This window comes from Pseudomonas gregormendelii, assembly GCF_017114825.1.
Classification (GTDB): domain Bacteria; phylum Pseudomonadota; class Gammaproteobacteria; order Pseudomonadales; family Pseudomonadaceae; genus Aquipseudomonas; species Aquipseudomonas gregormendelii.
In genome coordinates this window covers 65,875-81,703 of record NZ_JADEVO010000015.1, presented here as the reverse complement: position 1 = coordinate 81,703, position 15,829 = coordinate 65,875, and the positions used below count along the sequence as shown (strand labels likewise).

Below are 15,829 nucleotides of genomic sequence, written 5' to 3'. Positions count from 1 at the left end.
GTCACAGGGCTTTCCACTGCAACGGCAGCCACTGCCAATGGCCGTTGGGCTCGCTGCCTTCGGGCAAGGTCAGGGCGTATTTGCCATAGCCGCCCAGCGTGCGCAGTTTGGGCATCAGGTAAGTTTGGGCAGCGTTGTAAAACACCGGTTCCATGTCCTGTGGCAGGCTGTCGAGGGTTTCCTGCTGCATCAGTTGCGCCATGGCATCGGGGCCGAAATACACCGGCATCAACAGGTCTTTGGGCACCAGGTCGGCCATCGGCGGAAAACGCTTGTCGAGGGTGTCGAGGGCTTTGTCGACGAGTTTGTCGTCGAGGGAGAACAGCAGCGTCGAGCCATGGCGCGCCAGACTCACTCGCATGAACGCCTTGCCGGTGATCGCCGCCGGTTGCTCGGCCTCGCTGGCAGCATAGGGGCCGAAGTTGGAGCTGACCTGACGCTGCCACTGGCGGATTTCACCCTGCTGTTCTTCCACCACCGGGAAAGCATGCTCATCGACCTTGCCTTCATAGGCACCGACCATCGAGCCGAACAAAGTGCCCAGGTCGCCGTCGAGTCTGGCGCTGTCATCATCGTCCAGGCTCGCCACCATCAACGGCGTGTACAGCCGCGAATCGGCGTACCAGCACAGGCCGGCAGCACCTGCCATATGTCCGGTCAACGCCTGGGCCACCTTGTCGTCGGCGCCGAGCTTCACCAGTAAGGGTTGCTGTTGCTCGGCGGCCAGCGGCAAGGCCACACAGGCGCTGGCGCCCATGGGCATGGCCTGCCAGATCGGCTTGAAATCGAAGTCCGGCTGGTTGTCCAGTTCGTCCATGGCGAGGAAGCTGTGCCAGCCCTGGTCGTCCATGTCGAACCGCAGCCCGGCAAAGTTGGGGATGAATCGCTGGTAGCCCATGGCCAAAACACTGGAATTCACCGACAGCCGCTGTTTCACCTCCGGGGCTCGGGGTTGCAGGCCAAATGCCTCGGGGAACAGTTTTTCGCCATTGAGCAAGGCCGCGATGGCCTGGCTGGAAACGCTGCCCGGCTCTGGCGCTGCGCCATCTTCGGGGTCTTGCAGGCGGACCGGATTGGACAGCACCACCAATTTGTCGCCATGAGAAGCGAACAGCAACGCCTTGGTAGCGTTATAGGTCAGCTGGTACAGCGCGACATCGTCGGCGCCGACTTTCACCTCAGCGACCTTGCTCAACTGCGTATCATCCAGCGCCACCTTGGCCAGCGGCTCCAGCACTTTGGCCAGGCCTCCACGATCCATCACCAGCAGAAAATCCTTCAGGCGACCATCTGCCCCGCGCCACAGTGCAATGTCTGCCGGCTGATCGAACAGCTGCTCGATGAGGCTGTCCTGTAATTTCAGGTCATGCTCGTAGATGATCCGCCGCAGGCTGCCGATCAAGCCCAGGCGATCGGCATGGGTCTCGTAATAGAAGACGAAATCCTCAGTCAGGGTTTCCTTGAGGAACGGCACGGCCAGCAGGTCTTTGGGCAACTGACTCAGGGAATGGGTTTCGAGCAGGCCGTCCGGCCGGCTCATCCCCAGCTTGTCGCTGGCCAGCAGCGCCATCGGCGCCTTGGGTTTGTACATGAACCAACCCATGGCGCCGGCCACGCCAGCCACTACGCACAGCCCGATCAACAGTGCCGGCCAGCGACGCGGGGGATTGGCTGACGCAGGTACAGTGTTATCGCTCATATTCACGCTCATGTTCCCGAGGCTCAGCTGTTCATCCGTGGAGCGGGATGCTTAATAGTTGAAAGTCTTGACCAGCAGCAGGTCACCAATCGCGCGCAGGGGCACGATGAAGGTTTCGCGTTTTTCGTTGACGGTGTTCTCGTTCAGCACCAGGTTGATTTGCGAGGTGATGACCTCGTTCTGGTTACTGGTCTCATCGAAGTTATAGCCGCCGCTACCGAAGTTGCCCCAATAGTTGACGTAAACCAGATAGGTGCCACGCATCGGCGCGGTCATGGTGAACATTTCCGGGCCGGGACCGTCCACCCCGTCCGGGTCCAGGCCGCCCCCGTTGGATAACGCCGGATGCGACCAGAATGCATGCTGGCCATCGGGTGTGACGATGTGCAGGTCGAGCTCGGCTTTCGGATCGTCCCAGCCCAGCACCACGCGAATCTGCGCCGGGGTGCGCAGGCTGTTGGCTTCATAGAATTGAACGCGCTTGAGGGATTTGCCTTCGGCGCTGCGCACTTCGACACTATTGGAGCCGGCACCGAACGCATAGGGCCGGGCGAAGCGGCCCTGGTCGTCGGTGTACAGATTCAGGGGATTGCCGTTGACGGCCAGGGTATGCGGCCCGCGCTGGGTGCCGATGGCCTTGAGCTGGCCCTGGATCATGGTGCGATTGCGCTGCACGCCCCGGTCGATGGGTGGCGTCGGATAGGCAACCTGAGGATATTCACTGCGATCGAGCAAGCCGTTGTAGCGCCAGCCACCGACCGGTTCTGACAATTGCGCCGTCGGCTCGGCCAAGGCAGCGCAGGCCCAGCCCAGCAGCATCAGCAGTGAAAGAAAACAACGCATGTGACGCCTCCTGCCATGCATAACGAAACCTGGCACCCGATCCTCGGTGCGTTACAGATCCAAAAATTGCGTTTCGTCAGAATGACCCGCGAATATCGGGTCAAGGATGGCGCGAGGTTAGACAGTCGGGCAGTTTTTAACAATCAGGTCCGGTTGATTTGCAGTAGGAATCGCGACCAAGGGGTGGACGGTGAGCCGAATAAACGCCATATTCGGCTCATCAGATGAGCCGAATAGACTCTCTAATCGGCTCACACATCTCAAAAGGACCGGATTATGGCCCTGAACTGGATCTGGCAGCAGCCGGATTGGCCTGACTTCAACTGGCAAACCGAACGCCTCGCACCTTTGCTGCGCGACTGCGTCCAGGTGCAAGGACAGTTGATGGGCATGTCGAGTTCGGTGAGTCATTCGCTGAGCGCGCAGAGCGAACTGGATGCTTTGCTGCAAAACATCGTCACCTCTTCCGCCATTGAGGGTGAGCAACTGAATGTCGGGTCGGTACGGTCGTCGCTGGCGCGACGCTTGGGGCTGGAGTTGATAGACGGCAATAACGTGAGCCAGCGCAGTGAAGGCTTGGCGCAACTGATGCTTGATGCCACCCGGCATTTTGACCAGCCGCTGACATTGGCACGCCTTTTTGATTGGCACCAGTGGCTATTTCCCGAGCAGGACTCCAACCTGTCCGCCCGACCGATCCGTGTCGGCGCGTTACGCGGCGATGACCCGATGCAAGTGGTGTCAGGACGAATCGACAAGCCCACCGTGCACTTTGAAGCTCCGCCCAGGCTCGGTCTTGAACAGCATCTGCAGACTTTCCTGGCGTGGTTTGAAGCCAGCCGTAGCCAAGCGAATCTCGATCCACTACTGCGGGCGGGCATTGCGCACTTCTGGTTTGTCACTCTGCATCCCTTCGACGACGGTAACGGTCGGCTGACGCGAACGATCACCGATCTTGCGCTGGCCCAGGGTGAGGCGCAGGCCATTCGGTTTTATGCGATGTCAGCGAGCATTCTTGAAGACCGTTCGGGGTACTACCGGGTACTGGAAAACAGCCAGAAGGCGACGGTTGATATCACAGAGTGGCTGGAGTGGTTTCTGAAAACCCTGTTGCGCAGCTTGCGGCAGGCCATGGTGAGGATCGAATCGGTGCTGGGCAAGGCGCGGTTCTGGCAGGCGCACCGGGAGTCTGCACTGACGGTAGAACAAACCAAGGTATTGAACCGTTTGCTCGATGGTGGGGAGCAAGGTTTCGAAGGCGGGATTAGCGCGGCGCAGTATCAGGCTGTGGCGAAGGTGTCCAAGGCGACTGCCACTCGTCACCTATCCGAACTGCTGGAGAGGGGTTATCTGAGGCGACTGCCCGGCGGCGGGCGTAACACTCGATATCAAATCAATTTTCCAGACCCTTCAACACAATGACCTGTTGAGACACACTCCTGTGGGAGTGTGTCAATGCCCCTGAAACAGGGCATAAAACCCCCGTTCATTTGCCCATAACCCCCATGTCTGCTAGTGTCGCGCCGGTTTAACGTCAACCGGAAATAGCCGCCATGGCCCGCAAAAAAGCTGCACTGGATTTCGAACAATCCCTCGCTGACCTGCAAACACTGGTCGAGCGACTGGAGAACGGCGAGTTGTCGCTGGAAGATTCGCTGACGGCTTTCGAGCAGGGCATCGGGCTGACTCGCGATTGCCAGGCGGCGCTGGCTCAGGCCGAGCAAAAGGTGCAGGTGCTGCTTGAGCGCGATGGCGAACTCGCCGAGGAACCCTTCGACGCGGAACAGCCGGAATGATTGGCGCGTATTCGGCCAACAGCCAGGCGCGTGTCAATGCGGCACTGGAGACCTTGTTCATCGCCCCAAGCCCCGAACTCGGGCGTTTGTACGAAGCCATGCGTTACAGCGTGATGAACGGCGGCAAACGCGTTCGCCCATTGCTGGCCTATGCCGCCTGCGAAGCACTGGGTGGCAAGGTCGAGCAGGCCAATGGTGCGGCCTGTGCGGTTGAGCTGATCCACGCCTACTCCCTGGTGCACGACGATTTGCCGGCCATGGACGACGACGATCTGCGTCGCGGCCAGCCGACTACGCACAAGAAGTTCGATGAAGCGTGCGCCATTCTGGCCGGTGACGGCTTGCAGAGCCTGGCGTTCAGCGCCCTGCTCGATCCGCAGCTGAGCAGCGCCGATGCTGACATTCGCCTGCAGATGGTCAGCGCCCTGGCGCTGGCCGCAGGCCCGGCCGGCATGGTGGGTGGCCAGGCCATCGACCTCGGCTCGGTCGGCCTGAAGCTCGATCAGAAGGCGCTCGAATACATGCACCGGCACAAGACCGGCGCGTTGATCGAAGCCAGCGTCAAGCTTGGCGCCCTGGCCAGCGGTCGTGCCGAAAAGGACAAACTGAATTTCCTGCAGACTTATGCGCAGGCCATCGGCCTGGCGTTTCAGGTGCAGGACGACATTCTTGACGTAGAAAGTGATACCGCCACCCTGGGCAAACGCCAGGGCGCCGATATTGCGCGCGACAAACCGACCTATCCCGCCCTGCTCGGCCTCGACGCGGCCAAGGCTTACGCCCTGGAACTGCGCGATCAGGCCCTGCACGCCCTGCGACCGTTTGACGCGGCAGCGGAGCCGTTGCGCGACCTGGCCCGCTATATTGTCGAGCGCCGCAGCTGAAGGCGTATCCGCCAAGTTAAAACCAACGCGTGGGCAGGGGGCGATGCATCAGGTAAACTGCCGCATCTTCTATACCTATAACGATTCGCCTGATGCCCACGACGTTTCATGAGATTCCCCGCAAGCGCCCGACCACGCCCCTGCTCGACCGTGCCAACACGCCGGACGGCCTGCGCCGGTTAGGCGAAGCCGAGCTGGAAACCCTGGCCGATGAGTTGCGCCTGGAATTGCTCTATACGGTCGGACAGACCGGTGGGCATTTCGGTGCCGGCCTGGGCGTCATCGAGCTGACCATCGCGTTGCATTACGTATTCGACACCCCGGATGACCGGCTGGTGTGGGACGTGGGTCATCAGGCTTATCCGCACAAGATCCTCACCGGCCGCCGCGAGCGCATGGCCACCTTGCGCCAGAAGGACGGCGTTGCTGCGTTCCCGCGTCGCTCCGAAAGCGAGTACGACACCTTTGGCGTCGGCCACTCCAGCACCTCGATCAGTGCCGCGCTGGGCATGGCCATCGCCGCCCGCCTGCAGAACAGTGATCGCAAGGCGATCGCGGTGATCGGCGACGGCGCACTGACCGCCGGCATGGCCTTCGAAGCGCTGAACCACGCGCCGGAAGTGAACGCCGACATGCTGGTGATTCTTAACGACAACGACATGTCGATTTCGCGCAACGTCGGCGGCCTGTCGAATTACCTGGCGAAGATCCTGTCGAGCCGCACTTACGCGAGCATGCGTGAAGGCAGCAAGAAGGTCCTGTCGCGCCTGCCCGGTGCCTGGGAAATCGCTCGTCGTACTGAGGAATATGCCAAGGGCATGCTGGTCCCCGGTACGTTGTTCGAGGAATTGGGCTGGAACTACATCGGACCGATCGACGGCCACGACCTGCCGACCCTGATCGCGACCCTGCGCAACATGCGCGACCTCAAGGGCCCGCAGTTCCTGCACGTGGTCACCAAGAAAGGCAAAGGCTTCGCTCCGGCAGAAGTCGACCCGATCGGCTATCACGCAATCACCAAGCTGGAGCCGGTCGACGCACCGGCGGCGGCCCCGAAGAAAGCCGGCGGCCCCAAGTATTCGGGCGTATTCGGCGAGTGGCTGTGCGACATGGCCGCCGAAGACCCGCGACTGGTCGGCATCACTCCGGCCATGAAGGAAGGCTCGGACCTGGTGGCGTTCAGCGAACGGTTCCCGGAGCGCTATTTCGACGTGGCGATTGCCGAACAGCACGCCGTGACCTTGGCGGCAGGCATGGCTTGCGAAGGTTCCAAACCGGTGGTGGCGATCTACTCGACCTTCCTGCAACGTGGCTACGACCAGCTCGTGCATGATGTGGCGGTGCAGAACCTCGACGTACTGTTTGCTATCGACCGTGCCGGCCTGGTGGGCGAAGACGGTCCGACCCACGCGGGCAGCTTCGACCTGTCGTTCCTGCGCTGCATCCCCGGCATGCTGGTGATGACGCCGAGCGACGAAAACGAACTGCGCAAGATGCTCACCACCGGCCACCTGTACAACGGTCCGGCTGCAGTGCGCTACCCACGCGGCACTGGCCCGAATGCTGCGATAGAAAAGACCCTGGAGCCGATCGACATCGGCAAGGGCATCGTTCGCCGCCAGGGCAGCAAGGTCGCCCTGCTGGTGTTTGGCGTGCAACTGGCCGAAGCGTTAAAGGTCGCCGAGACGCTGGATGCAACCGTGGTCGACATGCGTTTCGTCAAGCCACTGGATGAAGCCCTGGTCCGTGAAATTGCCGGCCGTCACGACTTGCTGGTGACCGTCGAGGAAAACGCGATCATGGGCGGCGCTGGCGGCGCGGTCAGCGAATTTCTGGCTCGGGAAAATATCCTCAAGTCCATGCTGCACCTGGGCTTGCCGGACCTTTACGTCGAGCACGCGAAGCCGGCGCAGATGCTGGCTGAGTGTGGACTGGATGAGGCCGGGATCGAAGCTTCGATTCGCCAGCGCCTGCAGTTGTTCAATTTGTAACCACCCCGCGTAGGAGCTGCCGAAAGCTGAGATCCTTTGATCTTGCCCTTCGCCAGCTCCTGATCTGCCAAAACACAATCAAAAGATCGCAGCCTTCGGCAGCTCCTACAGCGCGTTGTGCCGCATCACCTCGGATCCTCCATGAAACTCTCCTCGCTCGCCCTGGCGCTGACCCTCCTGCCAGCCGGTCCGCTCCTGGCCGACACCTTTGAACGCGACCAGGCCCTGAAGCTTCCCGACGTGCTGATCAGCGCCAACCGCCAGGTCGAAGCGCGCAACGACAGCAGCGCCGCCAACACTGTGTTCACCCGCGAAGATATCGACCGCCTGCAACCGGCCAGTGTCACCGACCTGCTGCGGCGCGTGCCGGGGGTACAGGTCGGACAAACCGGCGGGCGCGGCAGCCTGCCTGGGATCTACATTCGCGGCACCCGGTCGGCGCAGAGCCTGGTGCTGGTGGATGGCCAGCGCATCGGCAACTCGACTTCCGGCGACAGCAACCTGCAGCACATCAACATCGAGCAGGTTGAGCGAGTGGAAGTGTTGCGTGGCTCCCGGTCGGTGATTTACGGCAGCGATGCCATTGGCGGGGTGATCCAGATTTTCACCCGCCGCGGCGGCGAGCCGGGCCTGAAGGCGCGCATGCACGCAGGCTTTGGCAGCAATCAGCCCTGGGAACGCAGCCTTGGCTTGTCTGGCGGTGACGAGAAAACCCGTTTCGACCTCGGGGCCAGTCTCGATGAGACGGCCGGCATCGATCGCACCCACGAGTCATACCCCAGCGATGGCGACCATGATGAGTACCGTAACAAGTCGGTGAGCATGAGCCTCAGCCATGCGCTGACCGATGACATCGAAGTCGGCGCCAATCTGTTGGATAACCGCGGCAAAAGCGCGTTTGACAACCCGTTTGGCCGCTTCGACCTGGACACGTTTGAATCATTTCAACAGCAACCCTACAGCGACTTTGCCGTCAGCAGCTTCAGCAGCTACGTCGATGCCAGGGTCAACGACCGCTGGAAAACCCGGGTCGAACTGGGGCACAGCGAGAACCGCGAGAAGACGCTCGACAAGCTCAGCGACGAGCGCAGCGTCTTCAACACCTACCGCGATTCGGTGAACTGGCAGAACGACCTGACGCTCAACGACCGCAACAGCCTGATCCTTGGCGGCGACTGGTATGAAGACCGGATCAACAGCAGCACGCCGTTCGATGAAGACAGTCGCTGGAATCGTGCTGCGTTCATTCAGCACCGCTACCAGGCGCAGAGTTTTTCCACGGAGCTGGGCTTGCGCCGGGACCAGAACCAGCAGTTTGGCGGCCAGAACAGCTGGAGTGGCACCTTTACTCTGCCGCTGAATCCGGACAATGACCTGTTGCTGAGCTACAGCGAAGGTTTCCGCGCACCGACCTTCAACGACCTGTATTACCCGGATTTCAGCAACCCGGATCTCAAGCCGGAAACCTCGAAGAGCTACGAGCTGCAGTGGCGCAGCCAGTTAAGCGACACCAGTCGCCTGGAGGCGTCGCTGTATCGCACCGACCTGGAAGACGCGATCATTTTCGGCAGCAATTCACGCCCGCAGAACATCGCATCGGCGCGCATCAACGGGTTCGAGGCTGCGTTGAAGCAGGAACTGTTCGGCTGGCAAGGCAACCTGGGCCTAGCGATCATTGATCCGCAGGATCGCGACACCGGCCATACCCTGGCCCGCCGCGCTCGACGCACCCTGAGCCTGGACCTGGATCGACAGTTTGACCGGCTGGGCGTCGGCGCCAGCTGGCAGGCCGTGAGCAGCAGTTACGACGACGAGACTAACCAGCAGCCCTTAGGCGGTTATGCGCTGCTGGGGTTGCGCAGCAGCTGGGAGTTGAATCGCGAGATCAGGCTTGAACTGAAGGTGGATAACCTGCTGGACAAGGGTTACAGCCGGGTGCTGTACAGCTATGACGGGAGTCAATACGGGTATCGCGAGGAAGGCCGGGCGTGGATGTTCGGGGTGAGCTGGACGCCGGAGCTCTGACCCAACGTTGCCTGGGCTGGCCTCATCGCGGGCAAGTCGAACCGTCGAACCGCCGCTCCCACAGGTTTCAGGTAAGGCACAAAACCTGTGGGAGCGTGGCTTGCCCGCGATGCAGGCGACTCGGTTTAGCGCTCCGGCGCAATTAGCCGACACAATGCGGCCGTCGCCTCGACCATCTGCCCGCTAGGCCGCTCCAGCCCCTTATCCACCACGCGCAACAACCGCCCGTGCGCCACGGCCGCGACCTGGGGCCAGGCCCTCCATGCCTCAAGCTGTGCCTGATCCCCGGCCAGAATGACCTCGGGATTGCGCTGCAGCACCGCCTCCACGCTCACCTGCGGCGCCGGCAGCTGCAGGTCGGCAAACACATTGCGCGCCCCACACACCTCAAGAGCATCACTGATGATCTGCCCGCCACCCACGGTATACAGCGGTCGATCCCAGACCTGATAAAACACCCGCAACGGTTCATCCCTTCGGTATCGCTGGCGCAACTCAGCCAGGCGAACTCGCAGACTTGCAGCCAGCGCCAGACCCTGCTCCGGTCGCCCGAGCTGGCGGGCTATCGCTTCGATCTGTGCCGCAAGTTGTTGCAGATCATGCGGTTCGGCAACATAAGTGGGGATATTCAGGCGCTTGAGCTGTTCGCGCTGGGCCGGGCCGACGCTGCCGGGCCATAACAACAGCAAATCCGGCTTGAGACTGAGCAGGCGCTCCATGTCCAGCTGGCCGTAGCGGCCGACCGAAGCCAGATGATTCAGTGCAGCGGGGCGCTCGCCGGCATCCAGTACGCCCACGAGGAGATCTGCGGAATTTAACTCAACGACGATTTCAGTCAGGGATGGCGCCAGGCTGACAACCCGCTCGACCGCCGCAGCGTTGCCGCTCACGGCCAGCAGCAGTACCGCCAGCCAATTACGCCACATCAGCCAAGCTGACGCGGGATTCGGTAGAGGTAGAACAACACGGCGGTCGACAGCGCCAGCAGAAACAGCGGCACCGCTTCCAGCCCGACAAACACCGCCAGGGCGCCGATCCAGGCAGGCAAACCGGCGACCAGGAACGCAGTGCGTCGCTTGGCGGCCAGGGCGATCCAGGCGGCGGGCTCTTCAGGGGTATCGAGGGCTTTTTGCGTGGCGATCAGCGCGTGCTTGTAGGCACCGAAGAATTTCAGGCTGACAAACATCGAGGCCACGCCGGCAATGAACAAAGGCATCGCCAACACCGGCAGGATGGGCTCCATTTGGCCGAACACGCCGTTGATCACGAACAATGGCACCAGCGCCAGCGCCAGGTATTGCCACCAGTTGACGGACAGTCGCCGCCGCACCTGACCTCGGGTCACGCCCGATCCGCCTCGCCCTGATGCTCGTTGCCCATCATGTGGTCGAGCTTGCTGGCCTTGGTGGCCAGGTACAGTTTGTTGTGCGGGTTATGCCCGGTGTGCAGCGGCACGCGCTCGGCGACCACGATGCCCATGTCGGTCAAGGCTTTGACCTTGCGTGGGTTGTTGGTCATCAGGCGCAGGGATTTCACTCCCAGATGTTCCAGCATCGGCAGGCACATGGCGTAGTCACGCTGGTCAGCGGCGAAGCCCAGGCGCTCGTTGGCTTCGACGGTGTCGGCGCCTCCGTCCTGCAGTTCATAGGCCCGGATCTTGTTCAACAGGCCGATGCCGCGACCTTCCTGGCGCAGGTACAGCAATACGCCACGGCCTTCACGGGCGATGGCCTGCAAGGCTGCCTCAAGCTGCGAACCACAGTCGCAGCGCTGGCTGAACAAGGCATCGCCGGTCAGGCATTCGGAGTGCAAGCGACCGAGTACCGGGGCACCGTCATCGAACTCACCCAGGCTCAGGACTACGTGCTCGCGCCCGTTCTCTTCGTCGAGGAAGCCGTGCATGGTGAATTGCGCAAAAGGCGTTGGCAGTTTGGAAGCGGCGACAAAAACGACAGGCACCGGTGTGCTCCTGATCTATAGGTACTGGAGATTCGCAGACGCGGCATTGTAACAGCAGGTTCCAGCGGACGCTTAGGCTGAATTATGGGGCATAACAATCAAAATGTTTGATCAACGGTTGTGCGACCAGCCCCGTAGGAGCTGCCGCATGCTGCGATCTTTTAATCTTGCTTTCAAAAACCAGATCGAAAGATCGCAGCCTGCGGCAGCTCCTACAAGGCTGGACGCTAGAAGGGGTAGGGTTGCTTCCAGCGTTCGAAGATCGGTTTCAACTGGCCGTTCTTCACCAGCACTTCCATGCGCTGATCAAACAACGCCATCAGCCCGCGCGCCCTGGGGTTGTCGGCAAAGCACAGGTACAACGGCAACCCGGCGACATAGGTACGGCGAAACTGCGCAGGATCCTTGGCCCGGCTGACCACGTAATCCACCTCGGTGAGGGCATCGATGTAGTAGTCGGCACGGTTGTGCAGCAGCATCGACAGGATGCCAGTGCGCCGGACCACTTCGTTGTAGCGGCTGATATTGGGCAGGTAAAGTTGAAACTGGTAGCCACGCACCCAGGCCAGCCGGTAGTTGCCCAGGGTATCGAGGGTAGGCGCGGGATTACTGGCCAGCCCCAAGGCATAGATGTGATCGGTGTCGTAGCTCCACCGCGGATAAAGCAGGTCGCTGACTTCGTCACGATAGCCGCCGACACAGGCATCCACTTCACCGCGCTGGGCCAGGCCAATGGAGCGGGTATAGGGTTCGGTACGGATATCCAGCTTGACGCCCGCCGGCTCGAACACTTCGCGCAAGACGTCCCAGGCCAGGCCATGGCCATCGGCAGCGGTATAGTCTTCCCACTCTTCGCTGGCCAGATGAATCACCGAGGGTGGCGCCAGGTCACCCGCTTGCACCCACGAGCACAGCATCGCCAAAATCATAAACGCCAAACCACGCCGAGCCATTCCCTGTCCCCCTGGTCAGTCCCTCAAGCCAATAACCACACCAACCCCTGCATCGCCAGCCAGGCAAACACACCGGCCAATACGTCATCAAGCATGATCCCGACGCCGCCATGCACGTGCCGGTCGATCCAGCGAATCGGCCACGGCTTGAGAATGTCGAAGAAGCGGAACACCAGGAAGCCCGCCAGTAACCAGTACCAGCCCTCCGGCACCAGCCACAGCGTGATCCACATTCCGACCATCTCGTCCCAGACGATACCTTCGTGGTCGTGCACGCGTAAATCGTCGGCCACCTTGCCGCACAGCCAGAAGCCGAACAGCATGGTGATGCCCAGCATCAGCCAGTAACCCCAATCGGGCAGCATCTGCCATAAGGGGATGAAAGGTAGCGCAACTAATGACCCCCAGGTGCCCGGCGCCTTTGGCAAGGTGCCCGAGCCAAAGCCGAAGGCCAGGAAATGCCATGGATTGCGCCAGACCGACGGCGGTACGAATTCCGCCGGAACCTGCTTGGGATGATCTGTCACGTTGTCTCCCGAAAATGTTGGTAGCCCCGGGTTTGCGGGGTGATGTCTCGTCCGTCGGCATCCAGCAGGGTCACGCCCTGACCACTGACTACACGTCCGACCACATGGATCGGCCAGCCGTCGGCCAACAGGCCGGATAACTCGACGGACGGTAAGGTAAAGGCCAGCACGTAATCGTCGCCACCGCTCAAGGCCGCCTCTTGCGCGCCCGCCTGGCCGAGGAAGGCCACCAGGGGCGCAGAGACCGGCAGCTTACTCTGCTCGACCTGAACGCCTACCTTCGAGGCGAGCGCCAGGTGACCGCAGTCCGCCAGCAGGCCGTCGGAGATATCCAGCGCCGAGGTCGCCTTGCCCCGTAGCGCTCGACCCAGGGCCAGCTGAGGCTGGGGCGACCAGTAATGTGCCAGCAACGGATCGGCAATCGACGCTTCGGCCGTTCGCTGGCCGAGCACCAGCGGCAAGGCCCCGGCAGCGTTGCCCAGCTCACCGCCAACACACACCAGGTCACCTGGCTGCGCGCCGCTTCGCACCAGGGCCTGACCGCTGGGCACTCGGCCAAACACGGTCATGGTCAGGCTCAGCGGGCCGCGGGTGGTATCCCCGCCCACCAGCGCCACGCCGCAGCCCTGGGCCATGAGGTTCAAACCGCGGGCATAGCTTTGCAGCCAATCGGCAGTCACCGTCGGCAAGGTCAGGGCAAGGGTAAAGGCAACCGGCGTGGCGCCCATGGCGGCCAGATCGCTGACAGCCACCGCCAGCGAACGCTGGCCGAGCAGAAAAGGGTCGCAAGGATCTGCGAAATGCACACCTGCAACCAGGGTGTCGGTGGAAATGGCCAGCTGCTCCCCGGGGGAAACAGCCAGCAAGGCACAATCGTCGCCGATTCCCAGAGCAACGCCTTCGCCGCCTTGCGCACAAGGCGCGGCGGCGAAGAAATTGCGGATCAGCTCAAACTCGCCCATAGCGATACCAAACGCCGGTTAGCGCTTGAACGCCTTCACTTCAGCTTCACGCAGACGCGGGGCCAGCTTGTCGAGTACGCCGTTGACGAACTTGTGGCCGTCGGTGGAACCGAAGACCTTCGCCAGCTCGATACCTTCGTTGATCACAACGCGGTACGGCACGTCGACGCGCTCGAGCAGCTCCCAGGTGGACAGGCGCAGCACGGCCAGTTCAACCGGGTCCAGCTCTTCGATGGTGATGTCCAGGCAAGGCGCCAGTGCGGCATCGATGCGGTCTCTTTGTGCCGGAACGCCGTGCAGGATTTCACGGAAGTAGGCACCGTCGACATCACTGAAATCGTTATCGACCCGGAACTGCGCTTCGATCTCGTTCAGCGACTGCCTGGCCATGTGCCATTGGTACAGCGCCTGGGTCGCGAGCTGACGGGCTTCGCGACGCTTGACGCTTTTCGACGGCTTGCCGGCATCCGCAGGCTTTGGATCGCGCGGGTTGAAACGATCGCTTTCGTCGCTAATCACTTGGCCTCCAACTGCGCCAGCAGGCTGACCATTTCCAGGGCGGACAGGGCAGCTTCAGCACCTTTGTTACCGGCCTTGGTGCCGGAACGCTCGATGGCTTGTTCGATGGAATCAACGGTCAGGACGCCGAAAGCGACCGGTACGCCAAACTCCATGGACACCTGGGCCAGGCCCTTGGTGCATTCGCCAGCGACGTATTCGAAATGCGGGGTACCGCCACGAATGACTGCGCCCAGTGCGATGATTGCAGCGTACTCGCCCTTCTGGGCGACTTTCTGTGCAACCAGCGGAATTTCGAAGGCGCCAGGGGCGCGGATGATGGTGATGTCGCTTTCGCTCACGCCATGGCGAACCAGGGCATCAACTGCACCGCTGACCAGGCTTTCAACGACGAAGCTGTTGAAACGGCCGACTACCAGGGCGTAGCGGCCTTTAGGGGCGATGAAGGTACCTTCGATGGTCTTCAGGGTCATTCGTTAGATCTCTTAAAGAGCCGGGACGCGTTTTCTACGCGTCCCTCAGTGATGTGTTAACCGCGAATCAAGGACTGGAAACAACCGGTCTTTATTCGGAGGGCACGTATTCTACAACTTCCAGATCGAAACCGGATATCGCATTAAATTTCATTGGCGCACTCATCAGGCGCATTTTGCGCACGCCAAGGTCCCGAAGGATCTGCGAACCGGCACCGACGATGCTGTAGGTGGTCGGTTTTTTCACAGGCGTCTGGTCCGCCGTCTCGCGGATATGCGCCAGCAAAACGTCGCCATCGAGCGGGTGACCGAGCAACAGCACCACCCCGCTACCGGCCTCGGCAACCGCCGCCATCGCAGCGCGCAGGCTCCAGCGGCCCGGTTGCTTGACCATCAGCAGGTCACGCAGCGGGTCCATGTTATGCACGCGAACCAGCGTCGGCTCGTCGGCGCACACGGTGCCCAGGGTCAGCGCCATGTGCACGTCGCCTTCCACGGAATCACGATAGGTCACCAGGTTGAATTGGCCCAGTTCGCTGTCCAGCGGCTGCTCGGCAATCCGCTGAACGGTACGTTCGTGGATCATCCGGTAGTGGATCAGGTCGGCGATGGTACCGATCTTGATGTTGTGTTCGGCAGCGAAGGCTTCCAGCTCGGCACGACGGGACATGGTGCCGTCATCGTTCATCACTTCGCAGATCACGCCGCTCGGCTCGAAACCGGCCATGCGCGCCAGATCACACGCGGCCTCGGTGTGGCCAGCACGGGCCAGGGTGCCGCCGGCCTGGGCCATCAGCGGGAAGATGTGGCCGGGGCTGACAATGTCTTCAGCCCTGGCGTCTTTCGCTGCAGCCGCCTGCACGGTGCGGGCACGGTCTGCGGCAGAGATGCCGGTGGTGACGCCAGTGGCCGCTTCGATGGACACGGTAAACTTGGTGCCAAAACCGGAACCGTTGCGCGGGGCCATCAAGGGCAGCTTCAACAGTTCGCAGCGTTCGCGGCTCATCGGCATGCAGATGAGGCCGCGGGCGTGCTTGGCCATGAAGTTGATGTGTTCTGGCTGGCAGCACTCGGCGGCCATGATCAGGTCGCCTTCGTTCTCGCGGTCTTCGTCATCCATGAGGATGACCATCTTGCCTTGGCGGATGTCTTCAACCAGTTCTTCGATGCTATTGAGCGCCACAAGGCACCCCCCTTC

At 61.6% G+C, this 15,829-nt stretch carries 16 protein-coding genes; 5 read left to right on the top strand and 11 right to left on the bottom strand.

All coding sequences use genetic code 11. The features are described 5' to 3' along the window. Window position 1: 1 nt before the first annotated feature. Both IMW75_RS12755 and IMW75_RS12750 read right to left on the bottom strand, forming a co-directional pair. Window positions 2-1,699, bottom strand: a complete 1,698-nt coding sequence (locus tag IMW75_RS12755) for a DUF2138 domain-containing protein (protein WP_205892786.1) — start codon at window positions 1,697-1,699, stop codon at window positions 2-4. Window positions 1,700-1,750: 51 nt separating this feature from the next. Next, entirely contained in the window at window positions 1,751-2,542 is a 792-nt protein-coding gene (locus IMW75_RS12750; RefSeq protein WP_205892785.1) for a YfaP family protein, read from the bottom strand. A 276-nt stretch (window positions 2,543-2,818) separates the two neighbouring features. Between IMW75_RS12750 and IMW75_RS12745 the strand changes: the two genes are divergently transcribed. The 5 genes from IMW75_RS12745 to IMW75_RS12725 all read left to right on the top strand — a co-directional run bounded on the left by IMW75_RS12745 (window position 2,819) and on the right by IMW75_RS12725 (window position 9,238). After that, window positions 2,819-3,964, top strand: coding sequence for a Fic family protein (locus tag IMW75_RS12745; RefSeq protein WP_205892784.1), 1,146 nt, complete (start codon window positions 2,819-2,821; stop codon window positions 3,962-3,964). Window positions 3,965-4,095: 131 nt separating this feature from the next. Next, on the top strand, window positions 4,096-4,338 hold the full coding sequence (locus IMW75_RS12740) for an exodeoxyribonuclease VII small subunit (protein WP_003228627.1): 243 nt from the start codon (window positions 4,096-4,098) through the stop codon (window positions 4,336-4,338). Further along, window positions 4,335-5,222 (top strand): (2E,6E)-farnesyl diphosphate synthase, encoded by an 888-nt coding sequence (gene ispA / locus IMW75_RS12735; protein WP_205892783.1) that lies wholly within the window; start codon window positions 4,335-4,337, stop codon window positions 5,220-5,222. Before IMW75_RS12740 ends, ispA begins: the two co-directional genes overlap by 4 nt. 92 nt (window positions 5,223-5,314) lie before the next feature. Further along, a complete protein-coding gene (gene dxs / locus IMW75_RS12730; protein ID WP_045057505.1) occupies window positions 5,315-7,213 on the top strand; it encodes a 1-deoxy-D-xylulose-5-phosphate synthase in 1,899 nt (632 codons plus the stop codon). Between the two features lie 141 nt (window positions 7,214-7,354). Next, on the top strand, window positions 7,355-9,238 hold the full coding sequence (locus tag IMW75_RS12725; RefSeq protein ID WP_205892782.1) for a TonB-dependent receptor domain-containing protein: 1,884 nt from the start codon (window positions 7,355-7,357) through the stop codon (window positions 9,236-9,238). A gap of 125 nt (window positions 9,239-9,363) precedes the next feature. On the opposite strand, the gene IMW75_RS12720 is transcribed toward IMW75_RS12725, so the two are convergent. From IMW75_RS12720 to ribBA, 9 genes are all read right to left on the bottom strand, one after another. After that, a complete protein-coding gene (locus IMW75_RS12720; RefSeq protein WP_205892781.1) occupies window positions 9,364-10,164 on the bottom strand; it encodes a cobalamin-binding protein in 801 nt (266 codons plus the stop codon). Then, window positions 10,164-10,583 (bottom strand): MFS transporter, encoded by a 420-nt coding sequence (locus tag IMW75_RS12715; RefSeq protein WP_122838872.1) that lies wholly within the window; start codon window positions 10,581-10,583, stop codon window positions 10,164-10,166. Before IMW75_RS12715 ends, IMW75_RS12720 begins: the two co-directional genes overlap by 1 nt. After that, window positions 10,580-11,197 carry a GTP cyclohydrolase II gene (ribA, locus tag IMW75_RS12710; RefSeq protein WP_045057501.1) on the bottom strand — a complete coding sequence of 206 codons (618 nt, stop codon included), beginning with the start codon at window positions 11,195-11,197 and terminating at the stop codon, window positions 10,580-10,582. The genes IMW75_RS12715 and ribA overlap by 4 nt, the downstream gene beginning before the upstream one ends. A gap of 227 nt (window positions 11,198-11,424) precedes the next feature. Then, entirely contained in the window at window positions 11,425-12,150 is a 726-nt protein-coding gene (locus tag IMW75_RS12705; RefSeq protein WP_205892780.1) for a substrate-binding periplasmic protein, read from the bottom strand. A gap of 23 nt (window positions 12,151-12,173) precedes the next feature. Continuing rightward, a complete protein-coding gene (locus tag IMW75_RS12700; RefSeq protein WP_045057499.1) occupies window positions 12,174-12,677 on the bottom strand; it encodes a phosphatidylglycerophosphatase A family protein in 504 nt (167 codons plus the stop codon). Continuing rightward, window positions 12,674-13,639, bottom strand: a complete 966-nt coding sequence (gene thiL / locus IMW75_RS12695; RefSeq protein WP_205892779.1) for a thiamine-phosphate kinase — start codon at window positions 13,637-13,639, stop codon at window positions 12,674-12,676. The genes IMW75_RS12700 and thiL overlap by 4 nt, the downstream gene beginning before the upstream one ends. Before the next feature lie 18 nt (window positions 13,640-13,657). Continuing rightward, entirely contained in the window at window positions 13,658-14,158 is a 501-nt protein-coding gene (gene nusB / locus IMW75_RS12690; protein WP_045057497.1) for a transcription antitermination factor NusB, read from the bottom strand. Beyond that, on the bottom strand, window positions 14,155-14,631 hold the full coding sequence (ribH, locus tag IMW75_RS12685) for a 6,7-dimethyl-8-ribityllumazine synthase (RefSeq protein ID WP_003185938.1): 477 nt from the start codon (window positions 14,629-14,631) through the stop codon (window positions 14,155-14,157). The genes nusB and ribH overlap by 4 nt, the downstream gene beginning before the upstream one ends. 91 nt (window positions 14,632-14,722) lie before the next feature. After that, window positions 14,723-15,814: a bifunctional 3,4-dihydroxy-2-butanone-4-phosphate synthase/GTP cyclohydrolase II gene (gene ribBA / locus IMW75_RS12680; protein WP_045057496.1), complete on the bottom strand. Its 1,092-nt coding sequence runs from the start codon at window positions 15,812-15,814 to the stop codon at window positions 14,723-14,725. Window positions 15,815-15,829 lie beyond the last annotated feature (15 nt).

Coding starts and splice junctions, on each gene's coding strand:
- IMW75_RS12755 (WP_205892786.1), bottom strand. CDS start 1,699: ATGAGCGATAACACTGTACCTGCGTCAGCCAATCCCCCGCGTCGCTGG.
- IMW75_RS12750 (WP_205892785.1), bottom strand. CDS start 2,542: ATGCGTTGTTTTCTTTCACTGCTGATGCTGCTGGGCTGGGCCTGCGCT.
- IMW75_RS12745 (WP_205892784.1), top strand. CDS start 2,819: ATGGCCCTGAACTGGATCTGGCAGCAGCCGGATTGGCCTGACTTCAAC.
- IMW75_RS12740 (WP_003228627.1), top strand. CDS start 4,096: ATGGCCCGCAAAAAAGCTGCACTGGATTTCGAACAATCCCTCGCTGAC.
- ispA (WP_205892783.1), top strand. CDS start 4,335: ATGATTGGCGCGTATTCGGCCAACAGCCAGGCGCGTGTCAATGCGGCA.
- dxs (WP_045057505.1), top strand. CDS start 5,315: ATGCCCACGACGTTTCATGAGATTCCCCGCAAGCGCCCGACCACGCCC.
- IMW75_RS12725 (WP_205892782.1), top strand. CDS start 7,355: ATGAAACTCTCCTCGCTCGCCCTGGCGCTGACCCTCCTGCCAGCCGGT.
- IMW75_RS12720 (WP_205892781.1), bottom strand. CDS start 10,164: ATGTGGCGTAATTGGCTGGCGGTACTGCTGCTGGCCGTGAGCGGCAAC.
- IMW75_RS12705 (WP_205892780.1), bottom strand. CDS start 12,150: ATGGCTCGGCGTGGTTTGGCGTTTATGATTTTGGCGATGCTGTGCTCG.
- thiL (WP_205892779.1), bottom strand. CDS start 13,639: ATGGGCGAGTTTGAGCTGATCCGCAATTTCTTCGCCGCCGCGCCTTGT.
- ribH (WP_003185938.1), bottom strand. CDS start 14,631: ATGACCCTGAAGACCATCGAAGGTACCTTCATCGCCCCTAAAGGCCGC.